Origin of the sequence: Thiohalophilus sp. (assembly GCF_034521165.1) — a bacterium.
Lineage (GTDB): Bacteria > Pseudomonadota > Gammaproteobacteria > UBA6429 > Thiohalophilaceae > Thiohalophilus.
Map to the genome: position 1 here is coordinate 429573 of NZ_JAXHMV010000008.1, position 15215 is coordinate 444787.

Below are 15215 nucleotides of genomic sequence, written 5' to 3' on the forward strand. Positions count from 1 at the left end.
GAACCGGGCCGAACCCTGTTTTTGGCTGTAAATTGCACTACAATACTATACACTACAATAAGTTAGGTCTGATTTTTCGAGCTGGATATCAAGATCCGGCCTTAACCCTCGATGTCCGAAGACATCGGATAAATACTGAAGGGATTCCGGGTTATCAATTAAACAAGGGGGTGTTCCCTGTTCGGATGGCTGAAAAAATCCAGGGCGGTGCCGGGACTGATCGGAGTGCATCTCTCCGATCAGGGTATCGCCGTGGCGGCCGTCCGTTACCAGGGGGAGCAGCCGGTACTGGTCGCGTGTGAATTCGTGACCGCCAGCCCGGCCGAACGCCCCCGGGCGCTGGCCAAGGTGCTGGACGGGGAGGCCCTGAACGGCATGCGGGTCAGCACCGTGCTCAATCACGGCGAATTCGATCTGCAAATGATCGAGGCGCCGGAGGTAGCCGAGGACGAGTTACAGGCGGCGGTACGCTGGCGCATCAAGGACCGGCTCGAGTTCGATATCAATGAGGCGGTGCTGGATGTGTTTACCATCCCGGGTCAGCAGGAGCGCGGTCGCCGGCCCATGGTGTATGTGGTCGCGGCCCGCCAGGAGCGGGTCAAACAGTACATCGACGAACTGGAGGGGGCCGGCGCGGATCTCTGCTGCGTGGATATTCCCGAGCTGGCGCAGCGCAATCTGGCCGTGCGTCTGCCCGAGGACGCCCGCGGGGTGGCCATGTTGTCGCTGGGCCCTGATTCGGGCCTGCTGACCCTGACCCGCGAAGGCACGATTTATCTGGCGCGGGAGCTGGATGTGGGCTATCGCATGCTCGAGTCGAGCGCCGCGGCAGCCGGCAGCGGCGATGGCCTGCAGCTGGAGGCCGGAAGCTCGCCGGATCAGCAGCGGGCGTTGGACACCATCGTGCTGGAAGTGCAGCGCTCGCTGGATTACTTCGAAAGCCATTTCGGTTTGCCCCCCATCAGTCATCTGGCTCTCGCTCCGACCCCGGCGCCGTTGCCCGATTTGCTCGAATACCTGGGCAGTAACCTCGGGGTGTCGATCAAGCCGCTGGAACTGGGTGAGCTGCTCGAGGCGGAGCCCCTGCCGGATCGAAGCCTCCAGGCCGAAACACTGCTGGCCATCGGAGCCGCACTGCGGGGGCCGGGAATATGATGGCGAACCAGCAGATCAATCTCTATCAGGATCTTTTCCGCGAACAGCAGCTGCCGGTCTCGGCGCGGCAGGTGAGCCGGGCGCTGCCGGGCCTGATCGTGTTGCTGGCACTGGTGTCCGGCTTCGTGCAATGGCAGCAACAGGGGCTCGATGCCGAGCTGGCGGAACGCGAACAGCGCAAGGCCGAGCTGGAACACCAGGTCGCGACACTGCGCGAAAAACTCGCGGCCCGTGAGGGCGATCAACAGTTGCAGCAGGCCGTCGAGGCATTGAATAAAGAGCTGGCAGTCAAGCAACAGATTCTGCAGGCGCTGTCCGGCAAACGTTTTGGCAATACCGAAGGCTTTGAGGCACATCTGACGGGGCTGGCACGCCAGCGCATCGACGGGCTGTGGTTGACCGAACTGGCCCTGCGCCAGGGCGGCACGCGCCTTGACATGCAGGGGCGCAGTCTCAAGCCCGAGTATGTGCCCAACTATTTGCAGAAACTGTCCGCCGAGGCGATCTTCGCCGGCACCGAATTCGATAATTTCAGTATCCGTCGTAACGCGGACCAGCCCCGGCAGCTGGATTTTCAGTTGCAAAGCCGGGTGAAGCAGGAGGCCGCCGAATGAAGCAGACACTGCAACAGTGGGCCGAACGCTTTGATGCGCTGACGTTACGCGAGCGGCTGATTCTGGGCGTGGGCGCCCTGCTGGTGATCGCCATCCTGTGGCTGGAGTTCGTTTTCCTGGCCCAGACACAGCAGAACGAGAGTCTGAGCAATCGCATACAGACTACCGATTCGCAAATCGATGCTCTCGAACAACAGATTGCGGCGCTGAGCGGCGAGTCGGCGCGTGATCCCGATCAGGCCAAGCGTCGGCGTCAGGCAAAGTTGCAGGAACAACTGGCCGAGGTGGATGCCCGGCTGCAGGAAAAAACCGCCAGTCTGATCAGTCCGGCGCAGATGGCGCAGGTGCTGGAGGCGGTGTTGACGCAAAAAACCGATCTCAAGTTGATCTCGGTGCGCAACCTGCCGATCCAGCCGTTGCTCGAATTGTCCGGTGATGCGGAAGGAGATTATCCCGACTCGGGCGTTTATCGCCATGGGATGCAGATCGAATTCAGCGGCAGCTATCTGAGTACGCTGGACTATCTCAAGGCCTTGCAGGAACTGCAATGGGATTTTTACTGGGACAGTCTGCAATTGCAGGTGAAAAGTTATCCGGTTTCCAGCGTGACCATTACCGTGCATACCCTGAGTCTCAAAGAGGGTTGGATCGGTGTTTGACAGGGCCGCTACCGGGTTGTTGATGTTGGGGCTGGTATTCGCCACGCCGGTGGCCGCGCAGCTGGATGATCCGACCCGCCCGCCGGGTTATCGACTGTATGTGCCGGGGGGCAAATCGGCGGCGCCCAGCTGGCATGTGGACACTATCAAGATCGGCGAGCAAGAACGGATCGCCGTGATCAACGGCCAGCGCGTCCGCGAGGGCGACAGTGTTAACGGCGCCAGGGTGCTGGCGATTCAGCCCGGCTATGTGCAGTTGCGCTACAAACAGGAAGAGATCGCTATCCGGCTCGTACCGGGTGGCATTCGCAAACAGTTTCGCTAGACAATGATCGCGGCCTGGCCGCGGAGCAGGCAATCGTGCTGGAAAAAGCTATGATAAAAACACTGAAAATGACGCTTATCGCAGGTTGCCTCGCGCAGCTGGCCGCCTGCGCGGGGACCCGGCCGCCACCGGCGACGCTGGAGTCGATTGACGAGGCGCTCAATGAAGCGGGGGCGCGCTCGGCCGATCGGCAAAGCGGTGCACCGGCCAGTATCAGCGAGGCCCTGATGCCACAGTTTAATCTGCAGTTACCCGACAGCAGCGGCATCGATACCGAGCCGCGCTTCGATATCAAGGTCAATCGCGCCAGCGCACGCCGTTTTTTCATGGAGCTGGTGGAAGGCACGCCGCACAACATGGTGATGCACCCGGAGGTGGAGGGGCGCATTACCCTGGATTTGAAAAATGTGACCGTGGCCGACGTGATGGAAGTGGTGCGCGATGTTTACGGCTATGATTATGACCAGACCCGCACCGGCTTCAAGGTGTTCCCCAACACCCTGACCTCACGCATTTTCAAACTCGATTATCTGGATATCAAACGCAAGGGCGTTTCCAACCTGCGGGTCAGTTCCGGCCAGGTCACCGAGAACGCACCGACGAGCGGTACCAGCGGACTGGCCGGGGGCGGTTTTGGCGGGACGAGCAATATCAACCAGCCGGGCGGTCAGCGTAACAGTCTGTCAGGCAGTTCCATCAATACCGAATCCGAGTCGGACTTCTGGAAAGATATGGACTCGGCCATCAAGACCATCGTGGGAAACAAGGAGGGGCGCAATGTGGTGGTCAATCCCCAGTCGGGGCTGGTGGTGGTCAATGCCATGCCGGCGGAACTGCGTGCGGTGGAACGCTTTATCCAGTCCACGCAGGATGTGGTGCAGCGTCAGGTGATTCTGGAAGCCAAGATCATCGAGGTCGAACTCAATGACCAGTTCCAGAGTGGTATCAACTGGTCGGCCCTGCACGACACGGCCAATAACAGTTTCTTGCTCAACCAGACCGGCGGCGGCAGTGTCTTTGGTGGATCGGGCGTGGCGGATACCGCCGGTAGCGACGGCAATCTCAACCCCGGTTCCCTGAATCAGGTGGACGGTTCGGCGGCATCGGCTTTCGGCGGGGTGTTCTCCATGGCGCTGAACATCGGCAACGATTTTGCCGCCTTTATCGAACTACTCAAGACCCAGGGTGATGTGCAGGTTCTGTCCAGCCCCAAGGTGTCGACCATTAACAATCAGAAGGCCGTCATCAAGGTGGGCGAGGACGAGTTCTTTATTACCGACGTGGCGTCCAATACCGACATTACCACCGGTACCTCGACCACCAGCAGCAATGTCGAACTGACTCCGTTCTTCAGCGGGGTAGCGCTGGATGTGATTCCGCAGATCAGCGATGACGGCAATATCATTTTGCATATTCATCCGTCTGTCAGCACGGTCACTGAAAAAACCAAAAACATCAGTGTCTCCTCGACCACCAATTTCAGTGTGCCGCTGGCGATCAGTACCATTCGCGAATCGGACAGTATCATCCGCGCGCGCAGCGGGCAGGTGGTCGTCATCGGGGGCCTGATGCAGGATTCGGTCTCCGATGAGGATGCCTCGGTTCCGCTGCTCGGGGATCTGCCGTTGATTGGCGGTCTGTTTCGCCATACCCGTGAAGTGACCCGCAAGAGCGAGCTGATCATTTTGCTCAAGCCGGTGCTGGTCGAAGGTGATGAAACCTGGTCCGATGCGGTACGTTCCTCGCAGGAGCGGATCCGACGCATGCGTAACCGGCAGTAGGCAAGACGAATGGGCGCAAGAACATGATGTATTTGCAACATTTCGGACTGCGGGAAGCGCCCTTTTCGATTACCCCGGATACCGCCTATTTTTTCTCTTACGGCCATTATGCCGATGCCCTGAATACGTTACTGGTGGCTTTGCGCAGCGGGGAGGGGTTTATCAAGGTGACCGGCGAGGTCGGTACCGGTAAAACGTTGCTGTGCCGCAAGCTGCTCAACTCCATGGACAAGGAGTTTGTCTCGGCCTACATCCCCAATCCGCAGTTGAGCCCCTATGGCCTGCAGGCGGGATTGGCCTCGGAACTCGGTATTGCTCTGTCCAACCGGCCCTATGGGCATCATCAATTACAAAAAATGATCACCGATCGGCTGGTCGAGCTGACCAGTGAAGGCAAGAAAGTTGTGTTGTGTCTTGATGAGGCACAGGCCATGCCTACAGAAACGCTGGAGACCCTGCGCCTGTTGACCAACCTGGAGACCGAGAAGTACAAGTTGTTGCAGGTCGTGCTATTCGGCCAGCCGGAACTGGACGAACGCCTTAATACCCGTCAGGTGCGTCAGCTCAAGCAACGCATTACCTTCTCCTATCGACTGGAACCGATCGATCGCGAGGGACTCGATTCCTATGTGTCGCACCGGCTGGTGGTGGCCGGCTATCAGGGGGGCGCCCTGTTCGAGCACCGGGCGATGCGGACCCTGTACAAGTGCAGTCGCGGTATACCGCGTTTGATCAATATTCTGTCCCACAAGGCGATGATGGCCGCCTACGGACGGGGAGATACCACGGTTGACGAGCAACATATGCGCCTGGCGGTCAAAGACACCGAGGATGCGCAGCTGTCGCATCCACCGCGCCGGCACTGGCCGTGGTGGCTGGCGGCAGTCACCGTGCTGGTGTCGGTCGCCCTGTTGTACTGGCAGGGAGACAGGTTGCAGGGAGTCAGTTTATGAGCCTGATTAACCAGATGCTCAAGGATCTGGAAAAGCGTCGCGCCGATTCGGTGGCCTCACCGGACGGTTCGTTAAAAGGCGTGAACCGTTACAGCGTGGCGCGTCGGCGCCCGCCCTATCTGGTCTACGCCCTGAGCGCGTCGCTGGTATTGGTGGTAGCGCTGGCCGGCGTGCTTGGCTGGGTCTATCTCAATCCACTCCGGTTGGCCGAAAAGGCGACGCCGGTTGCCACGGCTCCCGCGCCAGCGGTCGAATCGGCACCGTTGCCGCAGCCGGACACCGCTCAAACGGCCCAGCCCGCTGAAACCACTCCTTCTGAGCCGGCCACGACGAATGAGGATTCGGCGGAAGAAAAAGTCGCGACGGCATCGACTTCGAACAACCCGGCAACGAAGCCGGAGCCAGAACCTGAACCGGAAGCCGCCTCGCCCCGGACCGAACGTCGTTCGACGCAAACCGGGTCGACGGCAAATGAAGCCGCCGGGCCGGTTACCAAACGAAACCGGCCATTGAGCGATGAGCAGCGCGCGGAACTGGCCTATAAACAGGGGTATCAATTGCTGGGCCGGGATCAAACCGAGGCCGGCGAACGCCATCTGCGTGAAGCCCTGCAACATTACCGGCAACATCACCGGGCCCGCGAACTGCTGGCCGGGGTTTATATTCAAAGCGGACGTTATGTGGAGGCCGCGGCCTTGCTGAAAGAGGGCTTCGCCCTGGCACCGCAGAACAGCCAGTTTGCCAAGCTCTATGCCCGCGTGCTGCTCAAGCAGGACAAACTGACACAGGCTATCGCCGTGCTCGAGCGCCAGCCGCCTCCGGTGGGGGCGGACCGTGATTATCATGCTCTGCTGGCGGCGATCTATCAGCAGGCGGGTTACCACCTCAAAGCGGCGGCAACCTACCGGGATCTGTTGCGGGTCAATCCCCGTCAGGGAAACTGGTGGCTCGGGTTAGGGATTTCCCTGGAACAACTGGAGAAATATACCGAGGCCCGCTCGGCCTATGAACGGGCAAGCAACAGCCCCGCCCTGCCGGAAAATCTTAAAGAGTATGCCGCCAAACGAATGAATGCACTGGCGGCGGCAGGATTGTAAATTCTGCGTTAAGTCGCGCTTTGTGTGTGGTTCGCGGTTGCGGGCTGATCTATAATCAGGCCAACTCATTCTTGTTCTTGCCGACCTTGCCCATGCTTTTGAACAGCTATCTGAATGCCGGATTGCTCAGTGTTGCCGCGAGCCTGCTGCTCGTGGCTCCGCCGCTGTTGGCCAGCGAGCATGAGCCGGGCTATTTGCCGCAGTTTCGTCTGAATCTTGATGACGATACCCGGCGGGTCCTGCAGCTGCGGGACGATAGCGAGTCACACCAGGCGCTTCTGCAGCCCCGGTTACACAACGTGGATTCGCTGGCGGCATCCTCCGGTACGACCAACCGCCTGCAGCAATATGACGCCCGCTTGTTCTATCCGGTCAACACGGCGCACGGTATGTCACTGGATCTGGGATTGAACATCAAGTATCTCGATGCGGTGGGGCGTTATCCGCAGGCAGAAGGGCCGGTCAGCGTGCATAATTTCAACCAGGCCATTCCCATGTTTTATGCCACCGCCCTGTTCGAGCTGCCGTTTGACGGATTGTCCGCGTCGCTGGAAGGCAGCCATCGCGACAGTGAACGGGCCCGCGCTTTCGATTACCAGGCCAAGCTGCAATATAAATGGCATCGTGGCCTCGGTCTGGAAGGCGGCTGGCGCCATCAGCAATACTCCCTGGATAACGGCCAGACCACTCCCGGACTGGAATATGAATCCCGGGGCGTCTTTCTCGATCTGTTCATGGATTTCTGATCTTTTGGTGCCTGGCGTGTTGCCGGGAGTAACTCCAAAGTCAAACAGGGCGTGTCCTGCGCGCTGTCTTCTCTGAACACAACGAATCCACCGATGATTAAATTTCCTGTTTTTTTCAGTGTTGTTCGGTGCGTTCCGTGTTTCGGTGGTTATATCCCTGTTGAACATCATTTTTATTCACCACATAACACATAATTATTATCTGCTTGGCGTTCTCTGCGTCTTTGCGTACTTTGCGTTAATTCCAGCTCCCGTCACTCAGTGAAGCTACCGACGTTTCAGCGTGGAAAGTCAGCCCGGGCAATCGCGATAACGGTAATCGACCCGGCCCCGGCGCGTTGCAGGCAATGGGCCAGTTCGTTGACGGTATGACCGCTGGTGACCACGTCATCAATGATGCCAATGGCGCAACCCTGCAGGTCGGCATGGGTCTGAAACGCCCGGCGCAGATTCGTTGCCCGTTGTGCCAGGGGCAAGTTGCTCTGGACGGCCGTGGGACGAACCCGGTGACAGAGATGCTTCAGCAGGGGCAGGCGATAGCGCCGCGCAAGGAAACGCCCGATTTCCAGCGACTGGTTGTAGCCCCGTTCCCGCAGGCGTTGCGGATGCAGGGGAACCGGTAACAGGGCATCCAGCGTCGCGAGCGGTTTTTGGGGCAGGTGGTCCGCCAGCAGCTCGCCCAGCAGGCGGGCATATTGCAGCCGCTGCTGAAACTTGAACGCGGTGATCAATTGATCGAGGGGCTGTGCGTAGATAAAGGGGATCAGCGCCTGTTGATAGCGCGGCGGGCGGGCCAGACACTGGCCGCACTCGCTCTGGCCGGGGGCGACGGGCAGGGCACAATGGCGGCAGGCATGGTGATTGTGTGGCAGGGTCGCGAGACACCCCGCGCACAGGGGCTGGCCGGGGGCCAGCGGCGCGTGGCAGAGCCAGCAGATCGGTCGAAACAGGTCGAAATTTAACCAGTTGTTCACTTTGCGCATCCTTGCGAGTTGACACCGGCGGTGGGGTGTCTATCATGCGGTTCCTTGCCCCCAGTCTAGCCGAGAGTGATCCGTCATGGAATCGCAAAACAGCACTTCCAGCCAGTTTATCAGTGCTGAAAGCTGTCGCCGAATGGCGCGTCTGTTCAATTTCGGCAATATCATTGCCGTGACGCCGGGGCTGGTTATGGCACCCTGGATCCTGCTGGGGGAGCCGCCGGCCATGACCCTGATTTTCATGTTTATTCTGATGGTAGTGCCGCCGATCCTGTGGTTTGGCGTCTCCATCGCGGTCTATACCATCGCCCGCCACCATCCCAACGAGCGGGTCGGTCATTACACCCAGCAGGCGGCGTACCGGTTTTACGGCGCTTTTGGCATCGTGATCCCGGTGGGCACTTTTTATGGCACCCAGTGGCAGTTGTGGATCATCACCGGCGGTATCGTCGCCCTGATTCTGATCCCCTGGTCGCTGTGGGATCTGTATCGTATTCAACAGGAAACCTGGCAAGACATCTATGGGGAAGGGGAGAACTAATATGACACAAACCGCCACCGCCACCACGCTTGATAACAATCTTCGTCATGACTGGCAGGTCGAGGAGATCGATGGCCTGTTCAACCTGCCATTCAATGATCTGCTGTTCCATGCCCAGCAGGTCCATCGGAACTATTTCGAGCCCAACCAGGTGCAAGTCAGCACGCTGCTGAGCATCAAGACCGGCAAGTGCCCCGAAGATTGTGGCTATTGTCCGCAAAGCATTCGCTACGATACCGGACTGGAAGTCGAACCCCTGATGCCGCTGGACGAGGTGATCGAATCGGCGAAGGCCGCCAAAGCCAACGGTTCCAGCCGTTTTTGCATGGGCGCGGCCTGGCGCAGTCCCAAGGATCGGGATCTGGAACCGGTGATCGAAATGGTCCAGGCGGTCAAGGATCTGGGCCTGGAAACCTGCCTGACCCTGGGCATGTTGACCGAAAGCCAGACCCGGCGGCTCAAAGAAGCGGGGCTGGATTATTACAATCACAACCTGGATACCTCGCCGGAATATTATGGCGAGGTGATCACGACCCGCACCTACCAGGATCGCCTCGATACCCTGGAACACGTGCGCAACGCCGGCATGCATGTCTGTTGCGGTGGCATCCTCGGCATGGGTGAGAGCCGCTATGACCGCGTTCGCCTGATGCAACAACTGGCCAATCAGCCGCAGCATCCCGAAAGCGTCCCCATCAACATGCTGGTGCGCGTGGAAGGCACGCCGCTACAGGAAGCCGAGGATTTCGATCACATCGAATTCGTGCGCAGCATCGCCGTGGCCCGAATCCTGATGCCCGGATCCTACGTGCGCCTGTCGGCCGGACGCGAGGAGATGTCCGATGAAATGCAGGCGCTGTGTTTCCTGGCCGGCGCCAACTCGGTCTTCTACGGCGAAAAACTGCTGACCACCCCCAACCCCGGCGCCGATCACGACCAGCAACTGTTCGATAAACTCGGCATCCAGGCGATATAAGCGTGGAATAAACGCAAAGTACGCAAAGGCGCAGAGGACGCAAAGAGAAAAGTTGAAGGTGTATCGGGTAAACAGGAGCGTTGAATGAATAATCCTCAATATGTTGCCAGAAAGACTTCGGTTGATTTGGCTTTTCTCTGTCCGTATTGCACGGCATGCAGAATGTAATTGTTATTCTCCGCGTTCTTTGCGCCTTTGCGTACTTTGCGTTATTTCTAGAGACCTTGAGAAATGGTTGATATGTTGAAACTGCAGCAGGCTCTTGATGAGCGCCGGGCGCGGCAGTTGTATCGTTCGCGGCAGGTGCTGGAGGGACCGCAGGGGCCGCGGGTGGTGATCGACGGGCGTGAGTATCTGAATTTCTGCAGTAATGATTATCTCGGTCTGGCCAATCATCCCGAGGTTAAACAGGCGTTCAAACGGGGTGTCGATGAGTTCGGGGTCGGCAGCGGGGCGGCGCATCTGGTAAGCGGCCATGCCCGGCCTCATCATCAGCTGGAAGAGGAACTGGCCGGGTTTGTCGGACGGCCGCGGGCACTGTTGTTTTCCACCGGTTACATGGCCAATCTCGGCGTGGCCAGTGCGTTGCTCGGGCGCAAGGATGCGATGTTCGAGGATCGCATCAACCATGCCTCGCTGATCGATGCGGCGCAATTGTCCGGCGCGCGATTGCAACGTTACCGGCATGCTGACAGTGAACATCTGCAACAGCTGCTGGGCAACAGCCACGCAACAACCAGACTGATCGCCACTGATGGCGTTTTCAGCATGGACGGCGACCTGGCGCCGTTGCCGGCACTGGCGCAACTGGCCCGGCAGCACGCGGCCTGGTTGATGGTGGATGATGCCCACGGCCTGGGTGTGATCGGGGTCAGTGGGCGGGGCTCGCTGGAACAGTACGATCTGGGCATCAATGAGGTACCGATTCTGGTCGGCACGCTGGGCAAGGGTTTTGGCACGTTCGGCGCGTTTGTCGCCGGTGAGGAGGCCCTGATAGAGACCCTGATTCAGCAGGCGCGCAGTTATATCTATACCACGGCGCTGCCGCCGGCCGTGGCCGAGGCGACCCGGACCAGTCTGCAACTGGTGCAAACGCAAGGCTGGCGGCGGGAAAAACTGCAACAGTTGATCGATCAGTTCCGTGCCGGCGCCGCGCAACTGGGTCTGCAGCTGGGGGCGTCGACCACCCCCATCCAGCCATGGATCGTCGGCGAGACCGAACGGGCGGTGGCATTGAGCGAGACATTGAAACAGCAGGGCATCCTGATCAGCGCGATCCGTCCCCCGACCGTGCCGCAGGGCACGGCGCGGCTGCGTATTACCTTTTCGGCCGCGCATGAGCCGGCGGATGTCACGCAGCTGCTGGACAGTATCGAGACGGTGTTATAAGGCATGGCGCCAGGCTCTGCGCTTCAGGTGACCCGCACGGGACAGGGGCCGGATCTGGTGTTGTTGCATGGCTGGGGCATGCACAGCGGCATCTGGCACACGCTGGTCGAATCGTTAGCGCCGCAGTACCGTCTGCACCTGGTGGACTTGCCCGGCCACGGGCAAAGTCAGCACGCCGACAGTGAGTTTGATCTGGCACAGCTGGCGGAAGACATATGGCAAAGCGTGTCGCCGCAGTTGAGCGAGCCGGCTTTCTGGCTGGGCTGGTCGCTGGGTGGCCTGGCGGCCATGCAGATTGCGCTGCAACAGCCCGGGCAGGTTCGGGCCCTGGTGCTGGTGGCCAGTACCCCGCGTTTCAGCCAGGCCGACGACTGGCCGCATGCCATGTCGCCCGGACTGCTGGAGGGTTTCGCGGAACAGTTGCGCGAAGATTATCGAACGACCCTGCAACGTTTTCTGGCTTTGCAGGTCAAGGGGAGTGAGTCGGCCCGGGAGGCATTGCGTACGTTGCGCCAGCGGGTACTGGCGTCGGCCGACGTCAACGTGGCGGCGTTGCAAAGCGGTCTGAGCATTTTGAAAGAGGCGGATCTGCGTGAGCGGTTACCGGCGATCCGCGAGGTGCCCCTTCTGCTGGTGATGGGCGAACAGGACATGCTGGTCCCGCCAGCAGTTGCACCGGCATTGGCCGGGGCGTTTGATGACAGTCAGACCGTCATTATCGAGGGGGCGGGACATGCGCCATTTGTTTCCCACCCGCAGACATTCGTTCAACAAGTGATGATGTTTTTACATGCAAGACAATGATGCACAGGTGATCGACAAGCGCCAGTCCCGTACGGCGTTTGAGCGTGCCGCCCACAGTTATGACCAGGCCGCGGTATTACAACGGGAAGTGGCCGATCGCATTGTGGAACGGCTGGATTACATCAAGCATGTTCCGCAACGCCTGCTGGATGTGGGTTGCGGTACCGGCTATACCTTACCCGCGCTGGCACAGCGTTATCCCGGCAGTGAGATCTGGGCGCTGGATGTGTCCGTGAACATGCTGGATCAGGCGCGGGGCAAGCCGAGTTTATGGCAAAAACTGCGCGGCCGCTTTCGGTATGTGGCCGGTGACGCCGAGCAATTGCCGCTGGCCGATGCCAGTGTGGATATGATTTTCTCCAGCCTGGCGATTCAGTGGTGTGTGGATCTGGACCGGACTTTTGCCGAAATGCGTCGCGTACTGAAGCCGGATGGATTGTTGATGTTCAGCACTTTCGGGCCGGACACCCTCAAAGAATTGCGCCAGTGCTTCGAGGCGGTGGATGCGTATTCCCATACCAACCGGTTTATTGATATGCACGATATTGGCGACGCCCTGTTGCGTCACGGTTTCGGCGATCCGGTCATGGACATGGAAATGCTGACATTGACTTATCCGGATCTGTTTTCCATCATGCGCGATCTCAAACAGATTGGCGCGCATAACGTTACCCGGGGACGTGCCCGTGGTCTGACCGGCAAGCGCCGTATGCAGGCGGTCGGTGAGGCTTATGAACAGTTTCGCCGGGAACAACGTTTGCCGGTCAGTTACGAAGTGCTGTATGGCCATGCCTGGGCGGTGGAAACTGCCGGCGCGGGTTGTGCCGTGCCGCAGGAAGTGCCGGTCAACTTTGTCCCGCGGCGATGAGCTCAAATATGGCACAGTATCCCGGTGTTTTCGTTACGGGGACCGATACCGAGATCGGCAAGACCTTCTGCAGTTGCCTGCTGATGGCGGCGTTGCAGCAGCGAGGTCTGAAGGTGGCCGGGATGAAGCCGGTGGCCAGTGGCGGAGAGTTACAAGACGGGCGACTGGTCAACGAGGATGCCCTGCAGTTGCAACAGCAGTCCGGTATGCATCATCCCTACGAGTGGGTGAATCCGTATGTGTTTGAGCCGCCGATTGCCCCGCACCTGGCCGCCAGCCAGGCGGGGCGTCGTATCGCGCGCCAGCCGATTCAGCAGGCTTATGCGCAATTGCAACAACACAGCGATCAGGTCATTGTGGAAGGCGTCGGCGGCTGGCGCGTGCCATTAAGTGACAGTCTGTCGGTCTCCGATCTGCCTGGCCTGCTCGGCTTGCCGGTGGTGCTGGTGGTCGGGCTACGCCTGGGTTGCCTGAATCATGCCCTGTTAACGATGGAAAGTATCCAACAACAAAACATCCCGGTGGTCGGCTGGATCGCCAATGGCGTTGATCCCGGTTTTGCCGCGCAACGGGGCAACCTTCTGACCCTCGAATCCCGCCTCGCTGCCCCCTGTCTGGGCCAGATTCCCTATCAACCTTCCCCGCTTACCCCGCAACAACACGCACAACTGGCCACAAGCATCAATATAAGCTGGTTGTAATATTCTTAAAGAGTGAAACTCCTTGGTCATTTCTCGGTTGATCGTTAAGGTTATTACACGAGCCGCATGACTGGTGACGCGATTTACGGCTGACTGCTAGCAGAAAACCGGTGAATAGCTAATTAGAAAATAAACATATTAGCAGTTACTTTTATATCTGTTTGTTATAAGCCCATTCTATCTTTTTTATTGCGCAGCCCCGGACGTCTGATTACCATGCATAACAGTCTGAAAAAGGTGGTGTACCCGTGAGCGACTATGACCGCGTCGAAACAAGCGCATATAACAACAAGAATAAACGGCGGATTGATTGCAGCAGGCAATCAAGCAGTCTCAAATGGCAGGTAGATCCAGATTAATAAACTATCCACTCGCGCTGGCCATAAGATTAAAAAGACAGGCATGTGCAGCGATGGGCGCATAAGAAATCATAATCAATAAAGTTAAAGTGAATCCCAACCGGAAGAGGTAGAGGTATGTCGGCAAATACTATAACGAGAAAGCTCCGAAGCTTCCTATATGCTGTTTTGCTGTTGGGGCCAGGCAGCGCATTTGCGGAATACGATCTGAATATGTCCGAGACGGTAACTGTTGTCGGCAAGGAGATCTACGGCCTGCATATGCTGGTGCTTTGGATTGTCACGATCGTTGGTATCGGTGTGTTCGGGGTGATGATCTACTCCCTGTTCAAGCACCGCAAATCCAAAGGCGCTAAACCGGCGCAATTTCATGAAAGCACGACTGTGGAAGTTATCTGGACCATTATTCCGCTGGTGGTGCTGGTGTTAATTGCGATTCCGGCTACCAAGACTCTGATCAAGTATGAGGATACGGGCAATGCTGATGTGACCGTCAAGGCGACTGGTTGGCAGTGGAAATGGCAGTATGAGTATCTGGATGAAGGCCTTAGTTTCTTCAGTAATCTCGATCAGGCCAGTAACGAGGCCCGGCAAAAGGACTCCGGTGTGGATGTGCGGACGGTCGAAAATTATCTGCTGGATGTCGACAAGCCGATTGTGGTTCCGGTTAACAAGAAAGTCCGGATCCTGACCACTTCCAATGATGTGATTCATGCCTGGTGGGTACCGGATCTCGGTATCAAGCGTGACGCTATCCCCGGCTACATTAACGAAAGCTGGTTCAAGGCGACTGAAACAGGAACCTACCGCGGTCAGTGTGCCGAGCTGTGCGGTATAAATCATGGCTTTATGCCCATCGTGGTCAAAGTTGTCGCCGAGAATGAATATCAGAGCTGGGTTGCAGAACAAAAAGCAGTTGCCGCAGCAGCCAATGCGGGCAGTGAACGCGAATGGAGCAAGGAAGAGCTGATGAGACGTGGCGAAGAGGTTTACAAAGCCAATTGCGCTGCCTGTCACCAGGCAAACGGACAGGGTATCCCGGGCACCTTCCCGTCACTGGCCGGTGGGAAAATCGCCACCGGTCCGGCTAAAGGACATATCGATATTGTTATGAATGGCAAGAGCGGTACGGCTATGCAGGCCTTTGGTCCGCAATTGAATGACGCCGATCTGGCAGCGGTGATTACCTATGAACGCAACAGCTGGGGTAATAGTGCCAGTGTTGTACAACCGTCAGCCGTCAAGGCAGCACGCTAAGGCGTAGTGG

Annotated in this window: 16 protein-coding genes; 15 read left to right on the top strand and 1 reads right to left on the bottom strand. The window is 58.4% G+C overall.

Features of this window, described 5'->3' with window-relative positions:
* The first annotated feature begins 225 nt into the window (after positions 1-225).
* From pilM to U5K34_RS06820, 8 genes are all read left to right on the top strand, one after another.
* Positions 226-1155 carry a pilus assembly protein PilM gene (gene pilM / locus U5K34_RS06785; protein ID WP_322567694.1) on the top strand — a complete coding sequence of 310 codons (930 nt, stop codon included), beginning with the start codon at positions 226-228 and terminating at the stop codon, positions 1153-1155.
* Entirely contained in the window at positions 1152-1769 is a 618-nt protein-coding gene (locus tag U5K34_RS06790) for a PilN domain-containing protein (protein ID WP_322567695.1), read from the top strand. Before pilM ends, U5K34_RS06790 begins: the two co-directional genes overlap by 4 nt.
* Positions 1766-2428, top strand: a complete 663-nt coding sequence (locus U5K34_RS06795) for a hypothetical protein (RefSeq protein WP_322567696.1) — start codon at positions 1766-1768, stop codon at positions 2426-2428. The genes U5K34_RS06790 and U5K34_RS06795 overlap by 4 nt, the downstream gene beginning before the upstream one ends.
* Positions 2421-2753 carry a general secretion pathway protein GspB gene (locus tag U5K34_RS06800; protein WP_322567697.1) on the top strand — a complete coding sequence of 111 codons (333 nt, stop codon included), beginning with the start codon at positions 2421-2423 and terminating at the stop codon, positions 2751-2753. Before U5K34_RS06795 ends, U5K34_RS06800 begins: the two co-directional genes overlap by 8 nt.
* A gap of 50 nt (positions 2754-2803) precedes the next feature.
* On the top strand, positions 2804-4534 hold the full coding sequence (mshL, locus tag U5K34_RS06805; protein ID WP_322567698.1) for a pilus (MSHA type) biogenesis protein MshL: 1731 nt from the start codon (positions 2804-2806) through the stop codon (positions 4532-4534).
* A gap of 26 nt (positions 4535-4560) precedes the next feature.
* Complete coding sequence (locus U5K34_RS06810; protein ID WP_416224059.1) at positions 4561-5487, top strand: ExeA family protein; 927 nt, start codon at positions 4561-4563, stop codon at positions 5485-5487.
* Positions 5484-6584, top strand: a complete 1101-nt coding sequence (locus tag U5K34_RS06815) for a tetratricopeptide repeat protein (RefSeq protein WP_322567700.1) — start codon at positions 5484-5486, stop codon at positions 6582-6584. The genes U5K34_RS06810 and U5K34_RS06815 overlap by 4 nt, the downstream gene beginning before the upstream one ends.
* Before the next feature lie 92 nt (positions 6585-6676).
* A complete protein-coding gene (locus U5K34_RS06820) occupies positions 6677-7330 on the top strand; it encodes a hypothetical protein (protein WP_322567701.1) in 654 nt (217 codons plus the stop codon).
* A 278-nt stretch (positions 7331-7608) separates the two neighbouring features.
* On the opposite strand, the gene U5K34_RS06825 is transcribed toward U5K34_RS06820, so the two are convergent.
* On the bottom strand, positions 7609-8304 hold the full coding sequence (locus tag U5K34_RS06825; protein ID WP_322567702.1) for a ComF family protein: 696 nt from the start codon (positions 8302-8304) through the stop codon (positions 7609-7611).
* An 85-nt stretch (positions 8305-8389) separates the two neighbouring features.
* On the opposite strand from U5K34_RS06825, the gene U5K34_RS06830 reads away from it, so the two are divergent.
* From U5K34_RS06830 to coxB, 7 genes are all read left to right on the top strand, one after another.
* Entirely contained in the window at positions 8390-8851 is a 462-nt protein-coding gene (locus U5K34_RS06830; protein WP_322567703.1) for a hypothetical protein, read from the top strand.
* A 1-nt stretch (position 8852) separates the two neighbouring features.
* Positions 8853-9827: a biotin synthase BioB gene (gene bioB / locus U5K34_RS06835; RefSeq protein WP_416224041.1), complete on the top strand. Its 975-nt coding sequence runs from the start codon at positions 8853-8855 to the stop codon at positions 9825-9827.
* A gap of 240 nt (positions 9828-10067) precedes the next feature.
* Positions 10068-11216, top strand: a complete 1149-nt coding sequence (gene bioF / locus U5K34_RS06840) for an 8-amino-7-oxononanoate synthase (protein ID WP_416224060.1) — start codon at positions 10068-10070, stop codon at positions 11214-11216.
* A gap of 3 nt (positions 11217-11219) precedes the next feature.
* The gene (bioH, locus tag U5K34_RS06845) at positions 11220-12020 is read left to right on the top strand and encodes a pimeloyl-ACP methyl ester esterase BioH (RefSeq protein ID WP_322567705.1); all 801 of its coding nucleotides are present in this window, start codon (positions 11220-11222) and stop codon (positions 12018-12020) included.
* Positions 12007-12888, top strand: a complete 882-nt coding sequence (gene bioC / locus U5K34_RS06850) for a malonyl-ACP O-methyltransferase BioC (RefSeq protein WP_322567706.1) — start codon at positions 12007-12009, stop codon at positions 12886-12888. The genes bioH and bioC overlap by 14 nt, the downstream gene beginning before the upstream one ends.
* An 8-nt stretch (positions 12889-12896) precedes the next feature.
* On the top strand, positions 12897-13589 hold the full coding sequence (bioD, locus tag U5K34_RS06855; protein ID WP_322567707.1) for a dethiobiotin synthase: 693 nt from the start codon (positions 12897-12899) through the stop codon (positions 13587-13589).
* A 476-nt stretch (positions 13590-14065) separates the two neighbouring features.
* Positions 14066-15205 (top strand): cytochrome c oxidase subunit II, encoded by a 1140-nt coding sequence (gene coxB / locus U5K34_RS06860; RefSeq protein WP_416224042.1) that lies wholly within the window; start codon positions 14066-14068, stop codon positions 15203-15205.
* Positions 15206-15215: the final 10 nt, after the last annotated feature.

What these genes read in the sequence shown, in the direction of transcription:
- U5K34_RS06790 (WP_322567695.1), top strand. Translation starts at nt 1,152, where the DNA reads ATGATGGCGAACCAGCAGATCAATCTCTATCAGGATCTTTTCCGCGAA.
- U5K34_RS06795 (WP_322567696.1), top strand. Translation starts at nt 1,766, where the DNA reads ATGAAGCAGACACTGCAACAGTGGGCCGAACGCTTTGATGCGCTGACG.
- mshL (WP_322567698.1), top strand. Translation starts at nt 2,804, where the DNA reads ATGATAAAAACACTGAAAATGACGCTTATCGCAGGTTGCCTCGCGCAG.
- U5K34_RS06810 (WP_416224059.1), top strand. Translation starts at nt 4,561, where the DNA reads ATGTATTTGCAACATTTCGGACTGCGGGAAGCGCCCTTTTCGATTACC.
- U5K34_RS06815 (WP_322567700.1), top strand. Translation starts at nt 5,484, where the DNA reads ATGAGCCTGATTAACCAGATGCTCAAGGATCTGGAAAAGCGTCGCGCC.
- U5K34_RS06820 (WP_322567701.1), top strand. Translation starts at nt 6,677, where the DNA reads ATGCTTTTGAACAGCTATCTGAATGCCGGATTGCTCAGTGTTGCCGCG.
- U5K34_RS06830 (WP_322567703.1), top strand. Translation starts at nt 8,390, where the DNA reads ATGGAATCGCAAAACAGCACTTCCAGCCAGTTTATCAGTGCTGAAAGC.
- bioB (WP_416224041.1), top strand. Translation starts at nt 8,853, where the DNA reads ATGACACAAACCGCCACCGCCACCACGCTTGATAACAATCTTCGTCAT.
- bioF (WP_416224060.1), top strand. Translation starts at nt 10,068, where the DNA reads ATGTTGAAACTGCAGCAGGCTCTTGATGAGCGCCGGGCGCGGCAGTTG.
- bioH (WP_322567705.1), top strand. Translation starts at nt 11,220, where the DNA reads ATGGCGCCAGGCTCTGCGCTTCAGGTGACCCGCACGGGACAGGGGCCG.
- bioC (WP_322567706.1), top strand. Translation starts at nt 12,007, where the DNA reads ATGCAAGACAATGATGCACAGGTGATCGACAAGCGCCAGTCCCGTACG.
- bioD (WP_322567707.1), top strand. Translation starts at nt 12,897, where the DNA reads ATGGCACAGTATCCCGGTGTTTTCGTTACGGGGACCGATACCGAGATC.
- coxB (WP_416224042.1), top strand. Translation starts at nt 14,066, where the DNA reads ATGTCGGCAAATACTATAACGAGAAAGCTCCGAAGCTTCCTATATGCT.